Source organism: Mesorhizobium atlanticum (genome assembly GCF_003289965.1).
Classification (GTDB): domain Bacteria; phylum Pseudomonadota; class Alphaproteobacteria; order Rhizobiales; family Rhizobiaceae; genus Mesorhizobium; species Mesorhizobium atlanticum.
The window spans coordinates 740,592-760,524 of sequence record NZ_QMBQ01000004.1 but is presented as its reverse complement, the minus strand read 5'-3'; the positions used below and the strand labels follow the sequence as shown (position 1 = coordinate 760,524).

The following is a 19,933-nucleotide window of genomic DNA, read 5'->3' as shown; positions in this document are numbered from 1 at the left end:
AAGAGTTCAACCATGTACAAGGCTGTCGGATCGCGCGGCTCCCGCGTCAGCCGGGTGCTCTGGATGCTCGAGGAGCTCGGGCAGCCCTACGAGTTCGTCGAGGTGAAGCTGCGCTCGCCGGAGGCCTATGCGCTCAACCCCTCCGGCAAAGTGCCGATCCTGATCGATGGCGACCTTAAAATCACGGATTCGGCGGCGATCTGCGTTTATCTGGCCGACAAGCATGCCGACAAAGGCATGGGTGCCAATCCGGGCGTTGCCGGGCGCGCCGAGATGGATTCATGGATGCATTTTGCCCAGAGCGAGCTCGAAGCGCCGCTCTGGAACAAGCTGCGTCACCGCTTCCTCCTGCCCAAGGACGTTCGGGTCGATGTCGGCCCGGCCGCCGCGTATGATTTCGCATCCGAAATAAAGGCGCTGGACCGCCGGCTTGGCGACAAGCCCTATGCTTTGGGCGATCGGTTTTCGGCCGTCGACGTCTTGCTGGGCGACATGGGCGCCTGGGCCCGCGCAGGTCGCTTCCCGATCAACTCCGAACGCGTCAACGCCTATTTCGATCGTATCCTTCAGCGCCCCGCCCGTGCCAGGGCGCAAGCTAATGGCGGAGCCATGAAATGAAGCTCAACATCAATACCGATTTCACCAAGTTTCCGCGCGCCGTCTCCGTGCTTGCCGCCGGCGATCCGGCCTCGGCCACGCCCTACGACAGGGCCGTGCTGCCGCATGACGAGCGGCATCTGCGTCGCCGCGCCATCGAGACCGCCGGTGGCGACAAGGTGCTGGTCGACCTGCCCGAGCCCGTGGCGCTCGCCGATGGCGACCGGCTGGTGCTGGAAGACGGGCGCCAGCTCGAAATCGTCGCGGCACCAGAAGAGGTCTACGACATCCGTGCCCGCGACGCCGTTCATCTGACCGAGCTTGCCTGGCACATCGGCAACCGCCACCTCGCGGCGGCGATCGAGGCCGACCGTATCCTCATCCTGCGCGACCATGTCATCAAGGCGATGCTCGAAGGCCTCGGCGCCACGGTGAGCGAGGTTTCGCAGCCGTTCAGCCCTGTGCGCGGCGCCTATTCCGGCCACGATCACGGCCATTCGCACGACCATCATGACCATCATGGCCATGACCACGACCACCATGACCATGATCATCACGATCACGACCATCACCACCATCACCATCACGGCCACCATCATCATCATGACTGAGCAGCTTTCCACCGTCGCACTTTTGCGGCTGATGGCCTGGCTGTCGCCGGCCTTTCCCGTCGGCGGCTTCTCCTACAGCCACGGGCTCGAGCGTGCCGTGCACGATGGCCTGATCGCCGATCGCGAAGATCTCGCCGGCTGGCTGGAGACTCTGGTCGAGATGGGGTCGGGCTGGAACGACGCCGTGCTCTTCGCCGAAAGCTGGCGCCGCGCGCGAGACGGCGGCGACCTGGCGGAAGTCGCCGCGCTGGGCGAGGCGCTTGCCGGCTCACAGGAACGCCATATGGAGACAATGCTCCAAGGCGCGGCCTTCCTCAAGGCGGCGTTCGCCTGGTCGTCTCCGGTGCAGCACCGCCTGCCGGCCGACTGCCCCTATTGCGTTGCGGTCGGCGCCGTTGCCGGCAGCGGCGGCGTCGACCTTTCGCCGGCGCTGTCGGCCTTCCTGCAGGCTTTCTTCTCCAACCTCGTGCAGGCGGCGATAAGGCTCGGCGTCGTCGGCCAAGCCGACGCGGTCGCATTGTTAGCCGGCTTTGAAACCTTGGCCATGAGCACGGCTGCCCGCGCAGCAGAGTCCACGCTCGATGATCTCGGCGGTGCGGCCTTCACGTCCGACATCGTGGCGATGCAGCACGAAACGCAATATTCCAGGCTGTTCCGCTCATGACCGTGCTTGCCGTCATCCTCTCCTTCGTCCTGCTCCTGATCACCACGCTGCATGTCTATTGGGGCATAGGCGGCATCTGGCCGGGCACGGACCAGGCGTCCTGCGCCCGCGCCGTCGTCGGCTTCCGCGGCGTCGACGAGATGCCGTCGTCCTTCGCGAGTTTTGCTGTCGCCGCCTGCCTGGCACTGGCGACGCTCTGGCCGCTGGCGCTGGCTGGCGTCTTTGCGACGCCCTTTCCGAGAGAAGGCCTGGCGGCCACCGCATTGATGATCGGCCTCGTCTTCCTCGGTCGCGGCGTCGCCGGCTTCACGCCCTGGTGGCGCAGGCTTACGCCGGAGCAACCTTTCGCGCGGCTCGACCAAAGTCTCTATTCGCCGCTCTGCCTGTTGATCGGGCTGGGCTTCGCAATCCTCGCCATCAGGGAGTTCCCGGCATGACGTCGAAAAACGGTCCTCTTCGCATCGGTATTGGCGGCCCCGTCGGCTCCGGCAAGACGACGCTCACCGAAAAGCTCTGCAAGGCGTTGCGCGACGATTTTTCAATCGCCGTCGTCACCAACGACATCTACACCAAGGAGGACGCGATGATGCTCGCGCGGCTACAAGCATTGCCCGAAGAGCGCATCGTCGGCGTCGAGACCGGCGGCTGTCCGCACACCGCCATCCGCGAAGACGCCTCGATCAACCTGCGGGCGATCGCGGAGTTGAACAAGAAATTCCCCGACCTCGACATCATCTTCATCGAATCCGGCGGCGACAATCTCGCCGCCACCTTCTCGCCGGACCTTGCCGACCTGACGCTTTATGTCATCTCGGTCTGCCAGGGGGAAGAAATCCCGCGCAAGGGCGGCCCGGCCATCACCCGCTCGGATTTCCTGATCATCAACAAGAGCGATCTGGCGCCCTATGTGAACGTCAACCTCGAGGTGATGGAGGGCGATGCCGGCCGCATGCGTGGCAAGAGGCCTTTCGGCTTCACCGACCTGTCACGCGGCAAGGGCTTGCAGGAGGTGATCGACTTCATCGTCGAGCAGGGCGGGCTGCAGTCGGCGCGCCCGGCGGCTTGAGCCGCTGAGCCACCGATTATCGGTTGCTGGCAGCGGCCACGCGCGGCATTCTCGGAAAACAAACCAAAGCGGAGGATTTTCGATGAGCCTTGCCCGCCTGCATAAGGAACCGCTGAGCAACCTTCCCTATTACGAGGAGCGGGTCGACCTCGCCGCCGCCTTCCGCTGGACCGCGCGGCTCAACATGCATGAGGCGGTGGCCAACCACTTCTCGTTGTCCGTCAACGAGGACGGCACGAAGTTCCTGATGAACCCGAACCAGGTGCATTTCTCGCGCATCAAGGCGAGCGACCTGCTCCTGATCGACGCCAACGATCCCGACACGCTCTCCGGCCCCAACGCGCCGGACCCGACCGCCTGGGGCCTGCATGGCGCCATCCATCGCAATGTCCCGCATGCGCGCTGCGCCATGCATGTCCATTCGATCCACGCCACGGTGCTTGCCTCGCTGGCCGACTCGACGTTGCCGCCGGTCGACCAGAACTCGGCCATGTTCTTCAACCGCCATGTCGTCGACGCCAATTACGGCGGGCTGGCCTTCGAGGAGGAGGGCGAGCGCTGCTCGCAGCTTCTCACCGACCCTAAGGTCAAGGTGATGGTCATGGGCAATCACGGCGTGATGGTCATCGGCGACACGGTCGCCGACACATTCAACCGCATGTTCTACTTCGAGCGCGCCGCCGAGACCTATATCAAGGCGCTGTGGACCGGCCGCCCGCTGCGCATGCTCTCCGACGAGATCGCCGAGAAGACCGCGCGGGAGATGGACGACTATCCCGGCCAGGCCGAGCGCCATCTGGCGGAACTGAAAGCGATCCTCGACGAGGAAGAGCCGGTCTACAGGAATTGACCTTCCTTCTCCCCGTTCACGGGGAGAAGGTGCCGGCAGGCGGATGAGGGGCAGCGCCTACTTTGGCGATTTTCTCAGAGCCCCAACTGCGCCCGCAACTCTTCAGCACTGTTGATCACGATCGCGCCGGTCGGGCCCTCCATCGGCGCTTCCGGCCAGAAGATCGTCTTCATGCCGGCCGCCAATCCGGCCATGGCGCCCGTGAGGCTGTCGTCGACGGCGAAAGCATCCGCCGGGTCGACGCCGGCGAGATAAGCGGCGCGCAGGAAGGGTTCGGGAAGCGGCTTGCCGTCGATCACGTCATTGCGGCTCACAGTGCGCATGCCTGGATAGACAAGGCCGACGGCGCGCAGGTTGGCGTCGACGATCAGCCGGTCGGAATTCGAGACCACCGCCTGCTCGACGCCGAGCGCGCGCAATTCATTGAACACCTCGATCGCGCCGGGGCGCGGCTTCAACGTTTCGGCCAGCGGCAGGTAGTGATCGTATTTGCGCACGATCCAGTCGTCGAAAGGCAGGTCGAGTCCGAACTCGTCGCGCAGCATCTCGTAGACCGGCCATGCCGCGATCCCCAGCACGCGCTCATGCAGGTCGTGCGGCGGAGCGATGCCGACACTGCGCAGCGCCGCCACAAGCGCTGCCTCATGCAACGGCTCGCTATCGACCAGCGTTCCGTCCATATCCCAGAAAACGGCTTTCGGCGTCATGCACGGCTCCCTTCGCCGATCCCCTTAATCGGTTTCCCGGTGGAGATAAACCGTCCCGCCGGCAAATGGTCGCAAGCGCGACGAGTTCATCCTTTGTCAGCCCGCGAGTCGTCCAAGCAATTGCTCTTTCGATAGACAATTGCGCGTCGAAATATTCGCTGTAAGCTATAGCGCCCGTTTCAGCATTCTTGCGGGTTGGGAGGCAGGACGTGAGTTTGCGACAGGAAACCGGCAGCACCAGGTTGGACGACGCCGCGCGCGCCGGCTGGCTTTATTATGTTGCCGGCAACACGCAGGATCAGATCGCCGCCAAGCTCGGCATCTCCCGGCAGACGGCGCAGCGGCTGGTGTCGCTCGCGATGTCGGAAGGCCTGATCAAGGTGCGGGTCGACCACCCGATCGCCAACTGCCTCGACCTTGCCGCGCGGCTGAAGTCACGCTTCGCGCTCGACCTCGTCGAGGTGGTGCCGAGCGATCCGGCATCGAACTCGACGACGATTGGCATCGCCGAGGCGGCGGCGGCCGAGATCGAGCGACGGCTGCGCTCGGAAGCCCCCATCGTCATGGCGATCGGCACCGGACGCACGCTGAAGGCGGCGATCGAGCAACTGCCGCCGATGGACTGCCCGCAGCATAAGGTCGTGTCCTTGACCGGCAACATCTCGCCGGACGGCTCGGCCGCCTTCTACAACGTCATCTTCACCATGGCCGACCGCGTCAAGGCGCGGTCCTTCCCGATGCCGCTGCCGGTCATCGCCTCCTCTCCGGCAGAGCGCGAGATGTTGCTCAACCAGCCGATGATCCAGCCGACGCTGGCATTGGCCGCGGAAGCCGATGTCACCTTCGTCGGCATCGGCGATCTCGGGCCCAAGGCCCCGCTCTACGAGGACGGCTTCATCTCGGAAAGCGAGTTGAAGGCGCTTCAGAAGGCCGGCGGCATCGCCGAGATCGTCGGCTGGGTGTTCGACCGCGAAGGCCGCATGATCGAAGGCATCACCAACGACCGCGTGTCTTCCGCCGCGCTGCCGTCGCGGGAAAAGTCGTTGGTCATCGCCTTGGCCATGGGCGACCGCAAGCTGCCGGGCATCCTGGCCGCCGTCAACCGCCGGCTGGTCAATGGCCTCATCACGGACGAGCGGACGGCCGAAGCCCTGCTTGCCGGCTGATGCCCCATAAAAGAAGCTGGCTATTGCGAGGGGCCGCGCGGGTCGTTGCCGTCGAGAAAACCCATGTCGCGCTGCAGGTGTTCGGATAATTCCCGGACATCGATATAGCCGCGCCTGCGGCCAGAAAACCTTGCAAATCCCCGCACCAGCGTGAAAAGCCAGCCGCGTGTCGGGTTGGAAACGAGTTTTTCCTGAACCGTGACCATGATCGTCAGCCTTGAACTGGATTGATCGTTGATCCCAAATATCGGTCTGCCTGGTTCGTGCTTCCAATTAAACCTCGATCATGACCCATAAGGAGGCCTTATGCCCGATCTTAAGCCCCCGCAGCTTGCGCCGTTGCCGCCGCTGCCGGCGATCCGGGTGTTCGAAGCGGTGGCAAGGCACCTGTCCTTCACCAAGGCGGCGCAGGAGCTGGGCATGACCCAGGCGGCCGCGAGCTATCAGATCAAGCTGCTGGAGGAACGCATCGGCGCGCCGCTGTTCCTGCGCAGGCCGAAGCAGATCGAGCTGACCGAGCCCGGCCAGCGCCTTGCGCCCGCCGTCAGCGAAGCCTTCGCCATCCTGGGGCAGGCCTATGCCGCGGCGCGCGGCGGCGCCGACGGACTGCTCTGCGTCACCACCGTGCTGACCTTCGCCTCGAACTGGCTGGCGCAGCATCTGGGCTCGTTCCAACTCGCGCATCCCGCGCTTGCCGTGCGGCTCGACACGTCGAGCCGGTTGACCGATTTCGCACGCGAGGATGTCGATCTCGCCATCCGCTCCGGCGGCGGCAAGTGGCCTGGCCTCGAGGCGCACAAGCTGCTCGACGCCGATTTCACGCCGATGCTGAGCCCCAAGCTCGCGGCGAGCATAGGCGGCGTCAGGGAACCGGCGGACCTGCTGCGCCTGCCGATCCTCGATCCCGGCGACATCTGGTGGACGCAATGGTTCGAGGCCGCCGGCGTGACCGGGCATGATCTCGCCAAGCGGCCGGGCTCCAGCATGGGCGCGCAGGCCTATGAGGCCAACGCGGCGATGGCCGGCCATGGCGTGGCGATCCTGACCCGGGCGTTGTTCAAGAACGAGATCGCCGACGGCCGCCTGATCCAGCCTTTCGATCTCGTGGGCGATGACGGCCATGCCTATTGGCTGGTCTATCCGACGGCCCGCCGCAACGTGCCGAAGATACGGGCCTTCCGCGACTGGATCCTGGCCGAGATCGCCTGTCCGTAAGCCGGCGGCCTTCAGCTTCCGTCTCCAATGTGCCGGCCACGTCGCCGGACAGGGTCACGTAGCGTCATTTCTGCTGCGCTGCAGCATCGATTCCGCCTTGACATAAATCATGGCAAGTGAGTAATTGCTCAAAGCCAAGGCAAATGCTCATCTTGGTTTATGGGAGGAATTTGATGAAACTTCGCACGCTCACCCTGGGCCTGTTGTCGGCCAGCGCCCTTGCTTTCGCCGCGCATGCCGAATCCATCACCATCGCCACCGTCAACAATGGCGACATGGTCCGCATGCAGAAGCTGACGGACGACTTCACCAAGGCCAACCCCGACATCCAGCTCAACTGGGTCACCCTTGAAGAGAACGTGCTGCGCGAGCGCGTCACCACCGATATCGCCACCAAGGGCGGCCAGTACGACGTCATGACCATCGGCACCTACGAGGTTCCGATCTGGGCCAAGCAGAGCTGGCTGCTGCCGCTCGACAAGCTCGGCGACGATTATGACGTCAAGGACATCATTCCGGCCATCGCCGGCGGCCTTTCGGTCGACGGCAAGCTCTATGCCGCGCCCTTCTACGGCGAAAGCTCCTTCGTCATGTACCGCAAGGACCTGATGGAGAAGGCGGGCCTGAAGATGCCCGATGCGCCGACCTGGGACTTCATCAAGCAGGCCGCCGACAAGATGACCGACCGCGCCAATGGCGTGAACGGCGTCTGCCTGCGCGGCAAGGCCGGCTGGGGCGAGAACATGGCATTCCTCACCGCCATGTCGAACTCCTTCGGCGCCCGCTGGTTCGACGAGAACTGGAAGCCTCAGTTCGATCAGCCGGAATGGAAGAAGACGCTGCAATTCTATGTCGACCTGATGAAGGCCGACGGCCCGGAAGGCGCTTCGTCAAACGGCTTCAACGAGAACCTGGCGCTGTTCCAGCAGGGCAAGTGCGGCATGTGGATCGACGCCACCGTCGCCGCGTCCTTCGTCTCCGATCCGAAGGCCTCGCAGGTCGCCGACAAGGTCGGCTATGCGCTGGCGCCCGACAATGGCCTCGGCAAGCGCGGCAACTGGCTGTGGGCGTGGTCGCTGGCGGTCCCCGCCGGCACCCAGAAGGCCGATGCCGCGCAGAAGTTCGTCTCCTGGGCGACCTCGAAGCACTATCTGGAACTGGTGGCTTCGAAGGAGGGCTGGGCCAACGTTCCGCCTGGAACGCGCTCCTCGCTCTACGCCAATCCGGAGTACCAGAAGGCGGCGCCCTTCGCGAAGATGACGCTGGACTCCATCAATGCCGCCGACCCGACGCATCCGACCGTCAAGCCGGTGCCTTATGTCGGCGTGCAGTTCGTCGCCATCCCTGAATTCCAGGGGCTTGGCACCACCGTCGGCCAGCTTTTCTCGGCCGCCCTTGCCGGCCAGTCGAGCGTCGACGATGCCCTCAAGCAGGCCCAGGACGCAGCCACCGCGACGATGACCGAAGGCGGCTATATCAAGTAAGGCTCCTCCCGGTGCCGAACGCCGGTCGCCCATCATGGCCGGCAAGGGGCCGCCCGAAACCCAGTTCGGGCGGCCACCCTTCAAACCCGGGAAGATTCTGGGCACAACTCTGAAAATCCGGCTGACTTGGGAGGGTGACCGTCATGGCTACTCAGCAAACCCGTTCTATTGCCCGTTTCATGATGGCGCCATCGGTGATCCTGCTGTTCGTCTGGATGATCGTGCCGCTGCTGTTCACGCTCTGGTTCTCTTTGCTGCAGTATAACCCGCTGAACCCGATCCGCGACGGGTTTGTCTGGTTCGACAACTATAAGCTCTTCTACTCCAACCCGGCCTTCCTCTATTCGATCCTCAACACGCTCACCATCGTCGTCAGCGTGCTGGTCATCACCGTGGTCGGCGGCATCCTTCTGGCGATGCTGCTCGACCAGCCGATCTGGGGCCAGGGCATCGTGCGCATCCTGGTCATCTCGCCGTTCTTCGTCATGCCGCCGGTGGCGGCGCTGGTCTGGAAGAACATGATCATGCACCCGCAATACGGCGTCTTCGCCGACATAGCGCGCTTCTTCGGCGCCCAGCCGATCGACTGGTTCGGCCAGCATCCGCTGACCGCCATCATCCTGATCGTCGCCTGGCAGTGGCTGCCCTTCGCCACGCTGATCCTGCTCACCTCTCTGCAGTCGCTCGACGGCGAGCAGAAGGAGGCGGCCGAGATGGACGGCGCCGGCTTCCTCAGCCGCTTCTGGTATCTGACGCTGCCGCATATGTCGCGCGCCATCACCGTCGTCATCCTGATCCAGACGATCTTCCTGCTCTCGATCTATGCCGAGATCCTGGTCACCACCAATGGCGGCCCCGGCTACGCCTCCACCAACCTGCCCTTCCTCGTGTACCAGAAGGCGCTCTTGGAGTTCAAAATCGGCCAGGCATCCGCCGGTGGCGTGATCGCCGTCATTCTCGCCAACATCGTTGCCTTCTTCGCCATGCGCGCCGTCGGCAAGAACCTGGACAAGTGAGGGAGGACCTGACATGGCCCGCGCAGTCACCACCCAGCACAAGACCATCGCCACGGCCGCGGCCTGGGTCGTCGCCCTGCTGATCTTCTTTCCGATCCTCTACACGATCATCACATCGTTCAAATCGGAGCAGGAGGCGATCCAGGGCTTCAACCTGATCCCGTCCGGGACCTTCGAGAGCTATTCGGAGGTCCAGCAGCAGAGCGGCTACTTCAAGTTCTTCTTCAATTCGGTGCTGCTCTCGGTCGGCTCGACCATCCTCGCGCTCATCGTCGCCATCCCGGCGGCCTGGTCGATGGCGTTCTCGCCGACCAAGCGCACCAAGGACATCCTGATGTGGATGCTGTCCACCAAGATGATGCCGGCGGTCGCAGTGCTGTTCCCGATCTACCTGATCTTCCGCGATAGCGGCCTGCTCGACAGCCGCATCGGCCTCACCGTCATGCTGATGCTGATCAACCTGCCGATCGTGGTCTGGATGCTCTACACCTATTTCCGCGAGATCCCGGGCGAGATCCTGGAAGCGGCCCGCATGGACGGCGCCTCGCTGTGGAATGAGATCATCTATGTGCTGACGCCGATGGCCGTTCCAGGCATTGCCTCGACCATGCTTTTGAACATCATCCTCGCCTGGAACGAGGCGTTCTGGACCATCCGTCTCACCACCACCAACGCTGCGCCGCTGACGGCCTTCATCAGCTCCTTCTCCAGTCCGCAAGGCCTGTTCTGGGCCAAGCTCTCGGCCGCCTCGACATTGGCGATCGCGCCGATCCTGATCATGGGCTGGTTCAGCCAGAAGCAGCTGGTGCGCGGCCTCACCTTTGGCGCCGTGAAGTAGAACGCCCAAGCGGCGGACGACGAAGACCATCCCCGGGAGGAAACCATGGGAAACATCACGCTCAAGAACGTCTCCAAGTCCTTTGGGTCGACGACGATCATTCCGAACATCGACCTCAACATAGAGGACGGCGAGTTCGTGGTGTTCGTCGGCCCGTCGGGCTGCGGCAAGTCCACGCTGCTCAGGCTGATCGCCGGGCTGGAGGACACCAGCGGCGGCACCATCTCGATCGATGGCCGCGACGTCACCCGCGAGGCGCCGGCCAAGCGCAAGCTCGCCATGGTGTTCCAGTCCTACGCGCTCTATCCGCATATGACGGTCGCCAAGAACATCGCCTTCCCGCTGAAGATGGCCGGCGAGGACCAGGCGACCATCGACAAGAAGGTCAAGGACGCCGCGCGCGTGCTCAACCTCACCAACTATCTCGAGCGGCGTCCGGGCCAGCTGTCCGGCGGCCAGCGCCAGCGCGTCGCCATCGGCCGCGCCATCGTACGCCAGCCGTCGGCCTTCCTGTTCGACGAGCCGTTGTCCAACCTCGATGCAGCACTTCGCGGCACCATGCGCCTGGAAATCAGCGAGCTGCACCATCAGCTGCAGACGACGATGATCTACGTCACCCACGACCAGGTCGAGGCCATGACCATGGCCGACAAGATTGTCGTGCTCAACGCCGGCAACATCGAGCAGGTCGGCTCGCCGATGGAGCTCTACAAGACGCCGAAGAACCTTTTCGTCGCCGGCTTCATCGGCTCGCCCAAGATGAACATGATCGAAGGCGCGCCGGCGGAGAAATACGGCGCCAAGACCATCGGCATCCGGCCCGAGCATCTCAATATCTCGACCTCGTCCGGCGACTGGAAGGCGACGGTCGGCGTTGCCGAGCATCTCGGCTCCGACACCTTCCTGCACGTCCAGGCGGATGGCATCGGCACTGTCAATGTCCGCGCCGACGGCGAGGTCGCGGTGAAGCATGGCGACACCGTCTACCTTACCCCCGACAAGACCAAGCTTCACCGCTTCGGCGCCGACGGCAAGGCGCTGGCCGCGTGAGGACGGGACAGTGAGGTTGAAAGGCAAATCGGCGCTGATCACCGGATCGGCGCGCGGCATCGGCAGGGCCTTCGCCGAAGCCTACGCGCGCGAAGGTGCGACGGTTGCGATTGCCGATATCGACCTCGGCGCCGCGCAAGCGACGGCGAAAGCGATCGGCTCCGCCGCTTACGCGCTGCGGCTCGACGTCACCGATCAGTCCTCGATCGAGGCGGCGGTGAAGGTCGTCGAGGACAAGACTGGCGGTCTAGACGTGCTGATCAACAATGCCGCGATCTTCGACCTGGCGCCGATCGTCGAAATAACCAGGGCGAGCTTCGAAAAACTGTTCGCGGTCAATGTCGCCGGCACGTTGTTCATGCTGCAGGCGGCCGCCCGCTCGATGATCGCGCGTGGCAAGGGCGGCAGGATCATCAACATGGCGAGCCAGGCCGGCCGGCGCGGCGAGCCGCTGGTCGCGGTCTATTGCGCCACCAAAGCCGCCGTCATCTCGCTCACCCAATCGGCCGGGCTCGACCTCATCAAGGACCGCATCAATGTCAACGGCATAGCGCCTGGCGTCGTCGACAGCGACATGTGGGACCAGGTCGATGCGCTCTTCGCCAAATACGAGAACCGGCCGAAGGGCGAGAAGAAGCGTCTGGTCGGCGAAGGGGTTCCCTATGGCCGCATGGGGAAGCCGGAGGACCTCGCCGGCATGGCGGTTTTCCTCGCCAGCGACGAGGCCGACTACATCGTCGCCCAGACCTACAATGTCGATGGCGGACAGTGGATGAGCTGACGGGGATGAGTTGAGGGGGAGGCGCTTCTCTCTTTCCTCCGGAGAAGACGCCGCGGGGCGGGTGAGGGGCGGCACACTGGAAAAATCAGGCGCTGCCCCTCACCCTCGCTACCCCAAGGAGGCGGAAAAGTCGGGCAGATCGGCCAAAGGGTAAAATGAGATGACCGTGAAACTCTCTTCCTCGAACCTCGCCAAGCTGCCGGCCAAGGTCGCCGGTCCGAAATATGATCGCTCTGCGTTGAAGGCGGGCATCATCCATTTCGGCGTCGGCAATTTCCACCGCTCGCACCAGGCGGTCTATCTCGACGATCTGTTCGCCACGGGGCAAGGACATGACTGGGCGCTGATCGGCGCCGGCGTGTTCGAAGGCGAGAAGATCGGTCGTTCCAAGCTCGAGGAGCAGGACTGGCTGACCACGGTCGTCGAGCAGGACCAGGGCCATATGAGCGCCCGCGTCACCGGTGCCATGATCGATTTCCTGACGCCTGGTAATGCGGCCGCGATCATCGAGCGGCTTGCCGACCCGGCGATCAAGATCGTCTCGCTGACCATCACCGAAGGCGGCTATTTCATTGACCCGGCTTCCGGCAAGTTCAACCCCGCCCATCCCGATATCGTCGCCGACGCGCAGCCGGGCGCGCCGCCGAAAACCGTCTTCGGCATCATCCTTGCCGGCCTGTTGCGCCGTCGCGCCGACGGTATCGTGCCGTTCACCGTCATGTCCTGCGACAACATCCCCCACAATGGCCACGTCACCTCAGACGGCGTCATCGGCCTTGCCCGGTTGATAGACGAGGACCTCGCCAAATGGGTGGAGGACAATGTCGCTTTCCCGAACGGCATGGTCGACCGCATCACGCCCGCCACCACCGACCGCGAGCGCAAGATCCTGGCCGACGATTTCGGGCTGGAGGACAACTGGCCGGTGTTCTGCGAGCCGTTCAAGCAATGGGTGCTGGAGGATCATTTCACCGCCGGCCGCCCGGCGCTGGAAAAGGTCGGCGTCCAATTCGTCAAGGATGTGTCGCCCTACGAGCTGATGAAGATCCGCATCCTCAATGGCGGCCACGCAACGATAGCCTATCCGGCCGGGCTGATGGACATCCATTTCGTCCATGAAGGCATGCAGGAGCCGCTGGTGCGCGCCTTCCTGTCCAAGCTCGAGCATAACGAGATCATCCCGACCGTGCCGCCCGTGCCGAACACCGATCTGGAGGACTACTACCAGCTCATCGAGCGCCGCTTCTCCAATCCCAAGATCGGCGACACCATCCGCCGGCTGTGCCTCGACGGCTCCAACCGCCAGCCGAAATTCATCATTCCGACCATCGCCGACCGGCTGAAGGCGGGCAAGGGTGTCGCCGGCCTCGCGCTGGAATCCGCTTTGTGGTGCCGCTACTGCTTCGGCACCACCGACAGCGGCGCCGTCACCGAGCCGAACGATCCCAATTGGGACCGCATGCAGGCGACCGCGAAGGCAGCCAAGGACGATCCGAAGGCCTGGCTGGCGATGGATGACATCTATGGCGATGTCGGCCGCTCGCCCGTCTTCGCCGAGGCCTTCGCCCACGCCCTGAAGGTCCTGTGGGCCAACGGCGCGCGCGAAACCCTGACGCGCTATCTCGCCGGCAAGCTCTGACGCTCACTGGAAGCAGATCGCGATGCGGCCGGAACTGGTCATCTTCGACTGTGACGGCGTGCTGGTCGACAGCGAGGCCCTTTCGGTCTCGGCGCTGCTCGGCATGATCGAGCTCGCCGGCGGCACGGTGAGCGAGGACGCCGCCTACGAGCATTTCCTCGGCAAGAGCATGAAAAGCGTGCGCGAGATCCTCGGCCGCGATTTCGGGCTCGAGATCAGCGACCAGCACCTGACCGCCATGCGCGTCGACCTGATGCGCAAGTTCCGCGAGGAATTGAAGCCGATCCCGGGCATCAAGGAGGTGCTGCCGAAGCTCGGCCTGCCTTGCTGCGTCGCCTCGTCCGGCACGCTGGAACGCATCCGCTACGCGCTCGAGGTCACCGGCCTGCTGCCGCTGCTGGAACCGCATCTGTTCAGCGCCACCATGGTCAAGCGTGGCAAGCCGGCGCCTGATCTCTTCCTCCACGCCGCTGCCTCGATGCGCGCGCATCCGCGCAATTGCCTGGTCGTCGAGGACAGTCCGGCCGGCGTCGCCGCGGCGCGCGCGGCGGGCATGCGCGTCTTCGCCTTCACCGGCGGCTCGCATGCCGGAAATCCCGGCTTGAAAGCCCGGCTTGCGTCGACCGAACCGGACTCTATATTCGCTGACATGCTGCAATTGCCCGATCTGATTGCAGCCCTGGGAGCGAGAGTAAAAGCATCTTGACGAAAAGCTTTGTTTGCGCGGTCGATGTCGGCACCGGGAGCGCTCGCGCGGGCATTCTCGACGCGCGCGGCAGTCTGCTCGCCCGCGCCGATCATCCGATCGCCATGCATCAGCCCAAACCCGATCATGCCGAGCATGATTCGGAGGACATCTGGTCGGCGGTATGCAAATCCGTGCGGTCCGCCCTCGAGAAATCCGGCGTTGCCGCCGCGGATATCGCCGGCATCTCTTTCGACGCCACCTGCTCGCTGGTGGTCCGCGACGGCCAGGGCGGCCAGACCAGCGTCTCGGTCACCGGCGAGAAGCGCTGGGACACGATGGTCTGGCTCGATCATCGCGCCATCGCCGAGGCCGATGAATGCACGGCAAGCGGCCACGCCGTGCTCGACTACATAGGCGGCGTGATGTCGCCGGAAATGGAAACGCCGAAGCTGATGTGGCTGAAGCGCCATCTGCCGGAGACATGGAATGAAGCCGGCTATCTGTTCGACCTCGCCGATTTCCTGACCTGGAAGGCGTCAGGCTCGCTCGCCCGCTCGCAATGCACGCTGACGGCCAAATGGACCTATCTCGCGCATGAGGAAGAAAGCTGGCGGCGCGACTTCTTCGAGCTCGTCGGCCTCGGCGATCTGTTCGAGCACGGCAATCTGCCGGAAAAGGCGAGCCCGGTCGGCACGGATATCGGTCCGCTGACGGCGAAGGCCGCCGCAGAGCTCGGCCTGACTGAAAAATGTCGGGTCGGCGCCGGCGTCATCGATGCCTATGCCGGCGCGCTGGGTGTCCTGGGCGGCTTTGCCGGCGACGAGGAGAACATCAGCCGGCACCTGGCGCTGATTGCCGGCACATCGTCCTGCGTCATGGCGATGTCGCATGACCCGCAGCCTTTCGCCGGCGTCTGGGGTCCCTATTTCGGCGCGGCATTGCCGACGCTGTGGCTGTCGGAAGGCGGCCAGTCGGCCACCGGCGCGCTGCTCGACCACATCATCCGCTGGCACGGCGCCGGCGGCGAGCCGGACGCGGCCATGCACATGAAGATCGCCAGGCGCGTCGCCGAGCTGCGCGCCGAGGATGGCGATGCGCTGGCGGCAAGGCTGCATGTGCTGCCGGATTTCCATGGCAACCGCTCGCCGCTCGCCGATCCGCATGCGGTCGGCGTCATCAGCGGGCTGACGCTCGATTCCTCCTTCGACAGCCTATGCAAGCTCTACTGGCGCACCGCCGTCGGCATAGCGCTCGGCGTACGCCATGTGCTCGAGGCGCTGAACGAGAACGGCTATCTGATCGACACGCTGCATGTCACCGGCGGCCACACCAAGAACCCGCTTTTGATGGAGCTCTACGCCGACGCCACCGGCTGCACGGTGGTCGAGCCGCTGGCCGACGAGGCGGTGCTGCTCGGCACCGGCATGGTGGCGGCGACCGCCGCCGGGCTTTACCCCGACCTCAAAGCGGCCTGCGTCGCCATGCAGCAGGGTGGCAGGACGCGAGCGCCCAACAAGGAAGCCGGCGCCTGCTTCGATCGCGACTACCGCATCTTCCTCGAAATGCACCGCCAGCGGCAGATACTCGACGCGATCAGCTAGATTCTAGCTCTTGTTTCACGCAATTCCGGGCGGAAAGTTACGGCCAAGTGGCCGAACCTAACCGCGTCACACTTTTCCTGGAATTGCTCTACTGCTTGCGCAGCGACCTGCCGTTCTCCGCGTCGAACAGATGGATGCTCTCTTCATCGAAGCTGTAGCGCACTGGCGCGCGCAACTCCGGACACTCGCGGGCCGGCACCAGCGCGCTGATCTCCTTGCCGCCGGAGCCGAACGTCACCAGCGCGTCATTGCCGTGAAATTCGATGAGGTCGGCGGTGCCTTGCAGGATGTTGCCTGCGCCTCCGTTCGCCGTTTTGAGATCGGGTGGCCGGATGCCGAGCACCACCCGATCGCCATGCTGCAGGTGGAAGCCGCCGCCTTCAAGCGATAGCACCGTCCCCGCGCCGGTCAGCGTCCAGCCATTGCCGTTGCGGCCGACCATCGCCTCGATGAAATTCATGTTCGGCGTACCGATGAAGCCGGCCACGAACTGGTTGCCCGGGCGGCGATAGATCTCCGCCGGCGACCCGATCTGCTCGATCACGCCGTCCTTGAGAAGCACGATGCGGTCGGCCAGCGTCATCGCTTCGAGCTGGTCATGCGTGACATAGACTGTGGTGGTCTTCAGCGACTGGTGCAGCCTGGCGATCTCGACGCGCATATGGTTGCGCAGCTTGGCGTCGAGATTGGAGAGCGGTTCATCGAACAGGAACACTTTCGGCGTCTTGATCATGGCGCGCGCGATCGCCACGCGCTGCTGCTGGCCGCCGGAAAGCTCGGTCGGCTTTCGGCCGAGATAGGGTTCCAGGCCGAGCGTCCTGGAGACCGCCTCGACGCGCTTCCTGATCTCGGCCGCCGGCACCTTCTGCCGCTTCAGTCCGAAGGCGATGTTGTCGAAGATCGTCATATGCGGATAGAGCGCATAATTCTGGAACACCATGGCGATGCCGCGGTCACCCGGGTCGAGATCGTTGACCACCTTGCCGCCGATCGACACCTCGCCGCCGCTGATATCCTCCAGTCCGGCCAGCATCCTCAGAAGCGTGGACTTGCCGCAGCCGGACGGTCCCAGGAACACGACGAACTCATGCTCCTCGATTGCGAGGTTGAGATCGCGGATGACGGTCGTGGCGCCATAGGCCTTGTCGACATGGGAGCAAACGATGGCGGACATGCCTTATCCCTTCTCGCCGGTCAGCAGGATTTGCAGCTTGACGTCCTGCGGCCTGCCTTGCGCGGCGCGCTCGAACGCCTTGATGCTCTCGGAGAAATCATAGGTGCCAGTGATCAGCGGCTTGAGATCGACCTTGCCGGAGGCGATGAGCTGCAAGGCGCGGTCGAAGATATTGGCGTAGCGGAACACGGTCTCGATGCGCACTTCCTTGGAGATGGCCGCCGGCACATTGAGCTCGACCGTCTCCACCGGCAGCCCGACCAGCACCACCGCGCCGCCCGGCCGCACGATGTCGAACAGGTTGGCGAAAGCCTTCGGGCTGCCGCTCGCCTCGAACACGATATCGGCGCCCCAATTGTCGGTCGCGGTCGCAACGGCGTCGACCAGCGACTGTTCGCCGATGTTCACCGGCACTATGCCGGGATACTGGCCGGCGATCTCCAGCTTCGGCGCGGAGAAGTCCGAGATCAGCACCTTGGAACAGCCGCCCGCCAGCGCGGCGAGCGCGATCATGATGCCGATCGGGCCGCAGCCGACGACGACGGCGACGTCGCCCGGCACGATGCGGGCGCGCGCCGCCGCCTGCATGCCGATGGCGAAGGGCTCGACCATCGCGCCCTCGGCGAAGGAGACATTGTCCGGCAGCTTGTAGGTGAAGGCGGCCGGATGGACGGCGTAGGGCGCCAGCACGCCATGCACCGGCGGCGTGGCCCAGAAGCGGACGTCCGGATCGACATTGTAGATGCCGAGCTTCGTCGCGCGCGATGAAAGGTTCGGCACGCCCGGCTCCATGCAGACGCGGTCACCGACCTTCAGGCTCGTGACATTGGCGCCGACCTCGACGATCGTTCCCGAGGCCTCGTGGCCGAGCACCATGGGCTGGCGCACGATGTAGCTGCCGATGGCGCCATGCGTGTAGTAATGCACGTCGCTGCCGCAGACGCCGACCGTGTGGATGGCGATCCTGACATCGTCCGGTCCGACGTCTTGCGGAAGCGCGATCTCGCGCAGCGACAGTTCGCCTTTTTTCTCAAGCACCAGTGCCCGCATCGGGTATCCTCACTTCAACTTTTCTTTTGCCGGAAAACGGAATTCAGGAAGCCGCTCAGAACACCGAGGAAGAGCAGCGGCGGCAGCGACAGGAGCACGACCGAGGCGTTGAGGATGCCCCAGGGCACGTTCATGCCTTGCTGCGACAACTCGGAGGCCACGATCGGCAGCGTCTTGGCGTTGGAGCTCGACAGCATCAGCGCGATCAGGAACTCGTTCCAGACCAAGACGAAGCTGAAGGCGATGGCGCCGATCAGCGAGCGCGCCGCCACGGGAAGCGCGATCCGCCAGAACACCGAATAGGCGCCGTAGCCGTCGACGAAGGCCGCCTCCTCGATCTCCTTCGGCACGCCCTGGAAAGCCGGGATCGCAAGCCACATGATCACCGAGATGGTGAGCAGCGAGTAGGTGACGATCAGCGCCGGCAAAGTGTCGTAGAGGCCGATCTGCAGCCAGATCACCATCAGCGGGATTGCGACCGCCACCGGCGGTAGGAAGCGCAACGAAAGCACGAAGAACTGGATGTCGCCGGCAAAGCGGTTGGGATAGCGCGCCACCGCATAGGCCGCCGGCAGGCCAAGCACGATGCCGATCAGCACCGCCGCGCCACAGGCAACCGCGGAATTGTAGAGCCCGGTCAGGACGCTGTCGCGGCCGAGGATGTAGCTGATGTTGGCAAGCGTCGGCGTGAAGACCACCTTCGGCACGCGCGTGATGATGTCGACATTGTTCTTCAGCGCGTTGAGCGCCGTCCACGCCAGCGGGAACACGGCGAGGAACCCGGCCAGCGCCAGGACGGCCTTGGCGATCAGGCGGCCCGGTCTCAATCGATAGGGCTTCATGCCTGCACCCGCTTCCACAGCATGGTGAAGGTGATGACGGTCGCGATCATCATCAGCACCGCCATGGCCGACGCGTAGGAGACCTTGCCGGATTCGATGAAGCCCTGCGAGAAGGCGTACATGTCGAGCGTTTCGGTCGCTACGCCCGGTCCGCCGCGCGTCATCACATAGATCAGGTCGAAGGAGCGCAGCGACTCGATCATCTTGACGAACATCAGGCTGATCAGCGGCGCCTTCAGCATCGGCAGGGTCACATAGGCGTGGATCTGCCAGCGTTTGGCGTGGTCGAGCCTGGCCGCCTCGATCGGCTGCGGCGGCAAGGTTTCGAGCAGCTTCAGCACGATGACGGCGAAGAACAGTCCCCATTGCCAGACATCCACCGATGCGACGGCAAACAAGGCGGTCGCGGGCTTGGACAGCGGATCGAAGATCAGCCCGCCGGTGATGAGCCGATAAGGGTAGGTGGCGATGCCGTAGAGCGGGTGATAGGCGAACTTCCAGACGAAGGCCGCGGAAACGCGCGGCAAAAGCACCGGGATGATGAACAAAAGGCAGTAGAAATTGCGCAGGCGCGGGCTGGCGACCTCGAACATCAAAACGCCGAGCCCGATCGCCACCGCCATGGTCGCGACGACGGTGACGATCTCCCATTTCACCGACACCCAGACGGCGTTGAGGAAACGGCGGTCGAGGAAGAGATCGGCGAAGTTCGAAAACCACACCCAGGAATAGCCGGGCGAGCTCAGCTCACGGTTCTGCAGCGCGATCACGATGGCATAGAGTGTCGGCACCATCGACAGCACCAGAAGGATGGCGAGGGTGGGAACCAGAAATGTGACCGGCAGGGAAGAGCGTCGGCGCATTGCCTCTCCTCGGGTTTGTCGCGGTGCCTTG

Annotated in this window: 22 protein-coding genes; 16 read left to right on the top strand and 6 right to left on the bottom strand. The window is 64.2% G+C overall.

The window, feature by feature from the left end:
• Positions 1-12: 12 nt before the first annotated feature.
• The 6 genes from DPM35_RS17250 (at position 13) to DPM35_RS17225 (ending at position 3,788) form a co-directional block, all read left to right on the top strand.
• On the top strand, positions 13-618 hold the full coding sequence (locus tag DPM35_RS17250) for a glutathione S-transferase family protein (RefSeq protein WP_112128438.1): 606 nt from the start codon (positions 13-15) through the stop codon (positions 616-618).
• A complete protein-coding gene (locus DPM35_RS17245) occupies positions 615-1,208 on the top strand; it encodes an urease accessory protein UreE (protein ID WP_112128437.1) in 594 nt (197 codons plus the stop codon). Before DPM35_RS17250 ends, DPM35_RS17245 begins: the two co-directional genes overlap by 4 nt.
• On the top strand, positions 1,201-1,872 hold the full coding sequence (locus DPM35_RS17240) for an urease accessory protein UreF (protein WP_112128528.1): 672 nt from the start codon (positions 1,201-1,203) through the stop codon (positions 1,870-1,872). The genes DPM35_RS17245 and DPM35_RS17240 overlap by 8 nt, the downstream gene beginning before the upstream one ends.
• Positions 1,869-2,309 (top strand): DUF3995 domain-containing protein, encoded by a 441-nt coding sequence (locus DPM35_RS17235; protein WP_112128436.1) that lies wholly within the window; start codon positions 1,869-1,871, stop codon positions 2,307-2,309. The genes DPM35_RS17240 and DPM35_RS17235 overlap by 4 nt, the downstream gene beginning before the upstream one ends.
• Complete coding sequence (gene ureG, locus DPM35_RS17230; protein WP_112128435.1) at positions 2,306-2,938, top strand: urease accessory protein UreG; 633 nt, start codon at positions 2,306-2,308, stop codon at positions 2,936-2,938. The genes DPM35_RS17235 and ureG overlap by 4 nt, the downstream gene beginning before the upstream one ends.
• Positions 2,939-3,020: 82 nt before the next feature.
• Positions 3,021-3,788: a class II aldolase and adducin N-terminal domain-containing protein gene (locus DPM35_RS17225; protein WP_112128434.1), complete on the top strand. Its 768-nt coding sequence runs from the start codon at positions 3,021-3,023 to the stop codon at positions 3,786-3,788.
• Between the two features lie 74 nt (positions 3,789-3,862).
• On the opposite strand, the gene DPM35_RS17220 is transcribed toward DPM35_RS17225, so the two are convergent.
• Complete coding sequence (locus DPM35_RS17220) at positions 3,863-4,495, bottom strand: HAD family hydrolase (RefSeq protein ID WP_112128433.1); 633 nt, start codon at positions 4,493-4,495, stop codon at positions 3,863-3,865.
• A gap of 209 nt (positions 4,496-4,704) precedes the next feature.
• Here DPM35_RS17220 and DPM35_RS17215 point away from each other — a divergent pair, with 209 nt between their 5' ends.
• Positions 4,705-5,661 (top strand): sugar-binding transcriptional regulator, encoded by a 957-nt coding sequence (locus tag DPM35_RS17215; protein ID WP_112128432.1) that lies wholly within the window; start codon positions 4,705-4,707, stop codon positions 5,659-5,661.
• 20 nt (positions 5,662-5,681) lie between these two features.
• Here the strand turns inward: DPM35_RS17215 and DPM35_RS17210 are convergent, their stop codons facing one another.
• Positions 5,682-5,867 carry a hypothetical protein gene (locus tag DPM35_RS17210; RefSeq protein ID WP_112128431.1) on the bottom strand — a complete coding sequence of 62 codons (186 nt, stop codon included), beginning with the start codon at positions 5,865-5,867 and terminating at the stop codon, positions 5,682-5,684.
• A 100-nt stretch (positions 5,868-5,967) separates the two neighbouring features.
• Here DPM35_RS17210 and DPM35_RS17205 point away from each other — a divergent pair, with 100 nt between their 5' ends.
• The 9 genes from DPM35_RS17205 (at position 5,968) to DPM35_RS17165 (ending at position 15,973) form a co-directional block, all read left to right on the top strand.
• Positions 5,968-6,876 carry a LysR substrate-binding domain-containing protein gene (locus DPM35_RS17205; protein WP_112128430.1) on the top strand — a complete coding sequence of 303 codons (909 nt, stop codon included), beginning with the start codon at positions 5,968-5,970 and terminating at the stop codon, positions 6,874-6,876.
• 173 nt (positions 6,877-7,049) lie between these two features.
• Positions 7,050-8,360, top strand: coding sequence for an ABC transporter substrate-binding protein (locus DPM35_RS17200; protein WP_112128429.1), 1,311 nt, complete (start codon positions 7,050-7,052; stop codon positions 8,358-8,360).
• Positions 8,361-8,503: 143 nt separating this feature from the next.
• Positions 8,504-9,376, top strand: coding sequence for a carbohydrate ABC transporter permease (locus DPM35_RS17195; RefSeq protein ID WP_112128428.1), 873 nt, complete (start codon positions 8,504-8,506; stop codon positions 9,374-9,376).
• 13 nt (positions 9,377-9,389) lie between these two features.
• The gene (locus DPM35_RS17190; protein WP_042637460.1) at positions 9,390-10,214 is read left to right on the top strand and encodes a carbohydrate ABC transporter permease; all 825 of its coding nucleotides are present in this window, start codon (positions 9,390-9,392) and stop codon (positions 10,212-10,214) included.
• Positions 10,215-10,259: 45 nt separating this feature from the next.
• Positions 10,260-11,264, top strand: coding sequence for an ABC transporter ATP-binding protein (locus DPM35_RS17185; protein ID WP_112128427.1), 1,005 nt, complete (start codon positions 10,260-10,262; stop codon positions 11,262-11,264).
• 10 nt (positions 11,265-11,274) lie between these two features.
• Positions 11,275-12,045 (top strand): L-iditol 2-dehydrogenase, encoded by a 771-nt coding sequence (locus tag DPM35_RS17180; protein ID WP_112128426.1) that lies wholly within the window; start codon positions 11,275-11,277, stop codon positions 12,043-12,045.
• Between the two features lie 160 nt (positions 12,046-12,205).
• On the top strand, positions 12,206-13,684 hold the full coding sequence (locus DPM35_RS17175; RefSeq protein WP_112128425.1) for a mannitol dehydrogenase family protein: 1,479 nt from the start codon (positions 12,206-12,208) through the stop codon (positions 13,682-13,684).
• Between the two features lie 22 nt (positions 13,685-13,706).
• On the top strand, positions 13,707-14,390 hold the full coding sequence (locus DPM35_RS17170) for an HAD family hydrolase (protein WP_112128424.1): 684 nt from the start codon (positions 13,707-13,709) through the stop codon (positions 14,388-14,390).
• Entirely contained in the window at positions 14,387-15,973 is a 1,587-nt protein-coding gene (locus DPM35_RS17165; protein WP_112128423.1) for an FGGY-family carbohydrate kinase, read from the top strand. Before DPM35_RS17170 ends, DPM35_RS17165 begins: the two co-directional genes overlap by 4 nt.
• An 88-nt stretch (positions 15,974-16,061) precedes the next feature.
• On the opposite strand, the gene DPM35_RS17160 is transcribed toward DPM35_RS17165, so the two are convergent.
• From DPM35_RS17160 to DPM35_RS17145, 4 genes are read right to left on the bottom strand one after another with little or no spacing between them, the layout of a single operon-like run.
• Complete coding sequence (locus tag DPM35_RS17160) at positions 16,062-17,147, bottom strand: ABC transporter ATP-binding protein (protein WP_112128422.1); 1,086 nt, start codon at positions 17,145-17,147, stop codon at positions 16,062-16,064.
• 3 nt (positions 17,148-17,150) lie between these two features.
• Positions 17,151-18,197: an NAD(P)-dependent alcohol dehydrogenase gene (locus DPM35_RS17155; protein WP_112128421.1), complete on the bottom strand. Its 1,047-nt coding sequence runs from the start codon at positions 18,195-18,197 to the stop codon at positions 17,151-17,153.
• Between the two features lie 14 nt (positions 18,198-18,211).
• Positions 18,212-19,039: a carbohydrate ABC transporter permease gene (locus DPM35_RS17150; RefSeq protein WP_181592045.1), complete on the bottom strand. Its 828-nt coding sequence runs from the start codon at positions 19,037-19,039 to the stop codon at positions 18,212-18,214.
• Positions 19,036-19,902, bottom strand: a complete 867-nt coding sequence (locus DPM35_RS17145) for a carbohydrate ABC transporter permease (protein ID WP_112128419.1) — start codon at positions 19,900-19,902, stop codon at positions 19,036-19,038. Before DPM35_RS17145 ends, DPM35_RS17150 begins: the two co-directional genes overlap by 4 nt.
• Positions 19,903-19,933 lie beyond the last annotated feature (31 nt).

What these genes read in the sequence shown, in the direction of transcription:
- DPM35_RS17250 (WP_112128438.1), top strand. Translation starts at nt 13, where the DNA reads ATGTACAAGGCTGTCGGATCGCGCGGCTCCCGCGTCAGCCGGGTGCTC.
- DPM35_RS17245 (WP_112128437.1), top strand. Translation starts at nt 615, where the DNA reads ATGAAGCTCAACATCAATACCGATTTCACCAAGTTTCCGCGCGCCGTC.
- DPM35_RS17240 (WP_112128528.1), top strand. Translation starts at nt 1,201, where the DNA reads ATGACTGAGCAGCTTTCCACCGTCGCACTTTTGCGGCTGATGGCCTGG.
- DPM35_RS17235 (WP_112128436.1), top strand. Translation starts at nt 1,869, where the DNA reads ATGACCGTGCTTGCCGTCATCCTCTCCTTCGTCCTGCTCCTGATCACC.
- ureG (WP_112128435.1), top strand. Translation starts at nt 2,306, where the DNA reads ATGACGTCGAAAAACGGTCCTCTTCGCATCGGTATTGGCGGCCCCGTC.
- DPM35_RS17225 (WP_112128434.1), top strand. Translation starts at nt 3,021, where the DNA reads ATGAGCCTTGCCCGCCTGCATAAGGAACCGCTGAGCAACCTTCCCTAT.
- DPM35_RS17220 (WP_112128433.1), bottom strand. Translation starts at nt 4,495, where the DNA reads ATGACGCCGAAAGCCGTTTTCTGGGATATGGACGGAACGCTGGTCGAT.
- DPM35_RS17210 (WP_112128431.1), bottom strand. Translation starts at nt 5,867, where the DNA reads ATGGTCACGGTTCAGGAAAAACTCGTTTCCAACCCGACACGCGGCTGG.
- DPM35_RS17205 (WP_112128430.1), top strand. Translation starts at nt 5,968, where the DNA reads ATGCCCGATCTTAAGCCCCCGCAGCTTGCGCCGTTGCCGCCGCTGCCG.
- DPM35_RS17200 (WP_112128429.1), top strand. Translation starts at nt 7,050, where the DNA reads ATGAAACTTCGCACGCTCACCCTGGGCCTGTTGTCGGCCAGCGCCCTT.
- DPM35_RS17195 (WP_112128428.1), top strand. Translation starts at nt 8,504, where the DNA reads ATGGCTACTCAGCAAACCCGTTCTATTGCCCGTTTCATGATGGCGCCA.
- DPM35_RS17190 (WP_042637460.1), top strand. Translation starts at nt 9,390, where the DNA reads ATGGCCCGCGCAGTCACCACCCAGCACAAGACCATCGCCACGGCCGCG.
- DPM35_RS17185 (WP_112128427.1), top strand. Translation starts at nt 10,260, where the DNA reads ATGGGAAACATCACGCTCAAGAACGTCTCCAAGTCCTTTGGGTCGACG.
- DPM35_RS17175 (WP_112128425.1), top strand. Translation starts at nt 12,206, where the DNA reads ATGACCGTGAAACTCTCTTCCTCGAACCTCGCCAAGCTGCCGGCCAAG.
- DPM35_RS17170 (WP_112128424.1), top strand. Translation starts at nt 13,707, where the DNA reads ATGCGGCCGGAACTGGTCATCTTCGACTGTGACGGCGTGCTGGTCGAC.
- DPM35_RS17160 (WP_112128422.1), bottom strand. Translation starts at nt 17,147, where the DNA reads ATGTCCGCCATCGTTTGCTCCCATGTCGACAAGGCCTATGGCGCCACG.
- DPM35_RS17155 (WP_112128421.1), bottom strand. Translation starts at nt 18,197, where the DNA reads ATGCGGGCACTGGTGCTTGAGAAAAAAGGCGAACTGTCGCTGCGCGAG.
- DPM35_RS17150 (WP_181592045.1), bottom strand. Translation starts at nt 19,039, where the DNA reads ATGAAGCCCTATCGATTGAGACCGGGCCGCCTGATCGCCAAGGCCGTC.
- DPM35_RS17145 (WP_112128419.1), bottom strand. Translation starts at nt 19,902, where the DNA reads ATGCGCCGACGCTCTTCCCTGCCGGTCACATTTCTGGTTCCCACCCTC.